Below are 3,043 nucleotides of genomic sequence, written 5' to 3'. Positions count from 1 at the left end.
ACCACCGCTGGGGAGGGCGTCGCCGGCGTACCGCACCCAGGTCACCGGACCACCCCCCGACCCCCCGGTGGCCCGGCCTGGTTTCCCGTGTGCGGGGAACCTGCCGGGGACAGCGAGTTCGGTTCAGCGACCCTGTAGTCCGGTCAGGCGTGGGCGGGCCGGGCCTGCTGAGGCTGCTGCGGCCGGTCAGTGGTGGCCTCGGGGGTGGAGGGCTTGTCGGCGAGTTTGAGGACGATGACGCCGGCGATGATCAGGCCGAGCCACAGGTACTGCACGCCGCTGAGGGTCTCGTCGAAGAACACCGGGCCGAGCACGGCCGCGCCGACCGCTCCGATCCCGGCCCACACGGCGTAGCCGATGCCGACGTCGATGGTGCGCAGCGCCTGGCTCAGTGCCCACAGGGTCAGGAGGAAGAACACGATGCCGACCAGCGACCAGGTCAGTACGGAGAAGCCCTCGCTGCCGCCCACGGCGAGGGCGTAGACGACTTCGAAGCCTCCGGCCAGCAGGAGCATGGTCCAGGAGCGGGTGGCGGACGGGGCAGCGGACGCGGTGGTGGAGGACATGAGATCGAGGTCCTTTCGAGGCAGGGAGGTGAGAAGAGATGAGAGGGGAGGAGAGGAGTGAGCAGGGTCAGGGAGGGGTGGGGGTCAGGCGCCGCCGCTGAGTTGCAGGCCCACGACCCCGCCGATCACCGCGAGGATGCCCAGGGCCTTGCCCCAGTTCAGGCGCTGGCCGAAGAGCAGGGCGCCCAGCAGGGTGATGCCGACGCCGGCCACCGAGGTCCACAGTGCGTAGCCCACACCGACGTTGAAGGTCAGCAGTGCCTTGCTGAGCGCGAAGGTCGCCAGCGCGCCGCTGATCAGCGTCGCCGCGGTCCACTTCCGGTTGGTGAATCCCTCGGCCTTGCCCGCGGACAGAGCCACCGTGATCTCGAACGCGACAGCGATGGCCAGGTAGATCCAGTGCATGACAGGGAACCTTTCGCTCAGAACTACTTGCTTGTACGTGCAAATGCTTTGAGGTTGTGAAGTACCCCGAGGGGAACCGGGGCGACGCCGAAAAGCTTGCATGAGCATGTACTCTGGTGTCAACCGCCATCGAGGAGGCACCCATGAAGACGCCACAGCCCGCACCCGCCTACGCCTCCGACCAGGCGCTGTGGAGTCGCGCTGTCACTCTCTTCGGGCGCGTGGAGCGGGAGTTGACCCAGTCGCTGCAGCGCCGGCACGGCATCAGCCTGTCGGAGTTCCGCTCGTTGGAGAACCTCCACCGTGCCGACAAGGACGAACTGCGCATGCAGGATCTCGCCGAGAGCGTCGGCCTCAGTCAGTCCTCGGTGACGCGCCTGGTGGCGCGGCTGGAGAAGGCCGGGTACGCCTACAAGGACCTGTGCCCTTCGGACAAGCGCGGCGTCTACGCGGTCATCACCGAGGATGGCCGGCGCCGCTACCAGGACGCCTGCGCGACCTATGCGGAAGTGCTCTCCTCGGTACTCAACACCTTCGCCGCCGACCCCGAGCTCGGCCCCACCGTCCAAGCCCTGCGCGGTGCGCACGGTTTGCAGTAGGCCGCCCTGATCGCAGGCCGCTCCCCCGGGCGGTTCGAGGTGCCGGTCTCCTTGTACGTGCATCTGCATTCCGCAGCGAAATCTGTTCGTCGCCTCCAGCAGATGCTTGACTGGACAAGTTTGTGCGGGAGTGCGGGTTTGCCCCGCCCCGTCTCACCCCGGGCCGTATTGGCCATGCCCGCGTCAGGCGGTACGGTCAGTGCGATATCGACGACGGTCGACGGAAGCCGGTGAAAGTCCGGCACGGTCGCGCCACTGTGTGCGGGAGGCCCTCGGGCCCCTCGTGAGTCAGACCCGTGACGGTCGTCAAGTGCACCACCGAGACGGGACGCGAACTCCCGAAGGAGGCCCTGCCATGGCGCAGCACGTCGCCCAGCCGACCGCCGACACGCCTGCTCTTCCGGCCACACTGCCGCTGAGGACGATCGCCCCCTGGGCCGCGTTCTTCGGCATCCTGATGCTCGTCCTGCTGTACTTCGTCGGCGCCGAACAGGGCGCCACCTCCGTGTTCAGCGGCGCGGGGGTCCATGAGTGGGTGCACGACGCCCGCCACCTGCTCGGCTTCCCCTGCCACTGATCCCGTAGGGAAGCCGCGCGCTCATGAACTCAACCACCGTACGCAATCTGCTCGTTCGGGGCATGCTCGCCGGCCTGGCCGCCGGCGTGCTCGCCCTGGTCGTCGCCTACTGGCTCGGTGAGCCGAACGTCGACGGAGCCATCGCCTTCGAGGAGGCCCACGCCGCACACTCCCACGGCGGCGAGGAGGTCGAACTCGTCTCCCGGAGCCTGCAGTCGACCGCCGGTCTCGCCACCGGAATGCTCGTCTACGCAGTCGCCTTCGGCGGGATCGCCGCCCTGGCCTACTGCTTCGCCCTCGGTCGCGTCGGCCGCTTCGGCCCACGCTCCACCGCGCTGCTGCTGTCCGGCAGCGCGCTCCTGGCCGTGTACGTCGTCCCGTACCTGAAGTACCCGGCCACCCCGCCCGCCGTCGGCAACCCCGACACCATCGGTCAGCGCACCACGCTGTTCTTCCTGATGATCCTGCTCAGCGTGCTCCTCGCGATCGGAGCGACGATCCTCGGGAAGCGGCTGGCGCCTCGCATCGGTACCTACTACGCCACCGTCGCCGCGCTGCTGGGATTCGCCGTCGTGGTCGGGATCGCCTTCGCCGTGCTGCCCGCGGCCGACGGCGTGCCCGAGCACTTCCCCGCCACGCTGCTGTGGCGGTTCCGGCTCTCCGCGCTGGCCGTCCAGGTCACCTTGTGGAGCGGGTTCGGTCTCGTCTTCGGGGAGCTGGCCCAGCGCCTGCTCCAGCCGAAGCCCGCTCGGGCCTCGGCCGCCGGGGCGGTTCCCGCCGGGAACTGACCGGATCAGTCCGCACGCCGGGGGCCCGGCGGGGGGCGCGCCCCGCGCCGCCGCCGGGGCCACGCGCGGTCGAGCCCCCCCCCGCCCCCGCCCCCCGGCGGGGGGGGC

Annotated in this window: 5 protein-coding genes and 1 riboswitch; of the genes, 3 read left to right on the top strand and 2 right to left on the bottom strand. The window is 69.9% G+C overall.

Features of this window, described 5'->3' with window-relative positions; genetic code table 11:
- Positions 1–143: 143 nt before the first annotated feature.
- Both ACFW9D_RS26975 and ACFW9D_RS26970 read right to left on the bottom strand, forming a co-directional pair.
- Positions 144–566 (bottom strand): DMT family transporter, encoded by a 423-nt coding sequence (locus tag ACFW9D_RS26975; protein ID WP_384625806.1) that lies wholly within the window; start codon positions 564–566, stop codon positions 144–146.
- Between the two features lie 84 nt (positions 567–650).
- Positions 651–971 carry a DMT family transporter gene (locus ACFW9D_RS26970; RefSeq protein WP_384625803.1) on the bottom strand — a complete coding sequence of 107 codons (321 nt, stop codon included), beginning with the start codon at positions 969–971 and terminating at the stop codon, positions 651–653.
- A gap of 143 nt (positions 972–1,114) precedes the next feature.
- Here ACFW9D_RS26970 and ACFW9D_RS26965 point away from each other — a divergent pair, with 143 nt between their 5' ends.
- From ACFW9D_RS26965 to ACFW9D_RS26955, 3 genes are all read left to right on the top strand, one after another.
- Complete coding sequence (locus ACFW9D_RS26965) at positions 1,115–1,570, top strand: MarR family winged helix-turn-helix transcriptional regulator (RefSeq protein WP_384625800.1); 456 nt, start codon at positions 1,115–1,117, stop codon at positions 1,568–1,570.
- Positions 1,571–1,792: 222 nt separating this feature from the next.
- Positions 1,793–1,864, top strand: a riboswitch (cobalamin riboswitch).
- Positions 1,865–1,925: 61 nt separating this feature from the next.
- The gene (locus ACFW9D_RS26960; RefSeq protein WP_384625797.1) at positions 1,926–2,147 is read left to right on the top strand and encodes a CbtB-domain containing protein; all 222 of its coding nucleotides are present in this window, start codon (positions 1,926–1,928) and stop codon (positions 2,145–2,147) included.
- 23 nt (positions 2,148–2,170) lie between these two features.
- Positions 2,171–2,935, top strand: coding sequence for a CbtA family protein (locus ACFW9D_RS26955; protein WP_384625794.1), 765 nt, complete (start codon positions 2,171–2,173; stop codon positions 2,933–2,935).
- Positions 2,936–3,043 lie beyond the last annotated feature (108 nt).

Source organism: Streptomyces sp. NPDC059524, assembly GCF_042749255.1.
GTDB classification, from domain to species: Bacteria; Actinomycetota; Actinomycetes; order Streptomycetales; family Streptomycetaceae; genus Streptomyces; species Streptomyces xanthii.
The sequence above is the reverse complement of the archived record's forward strand: the minus strand, read 5'-3'. Positions and strand labels throughout refer to the sequence as shown.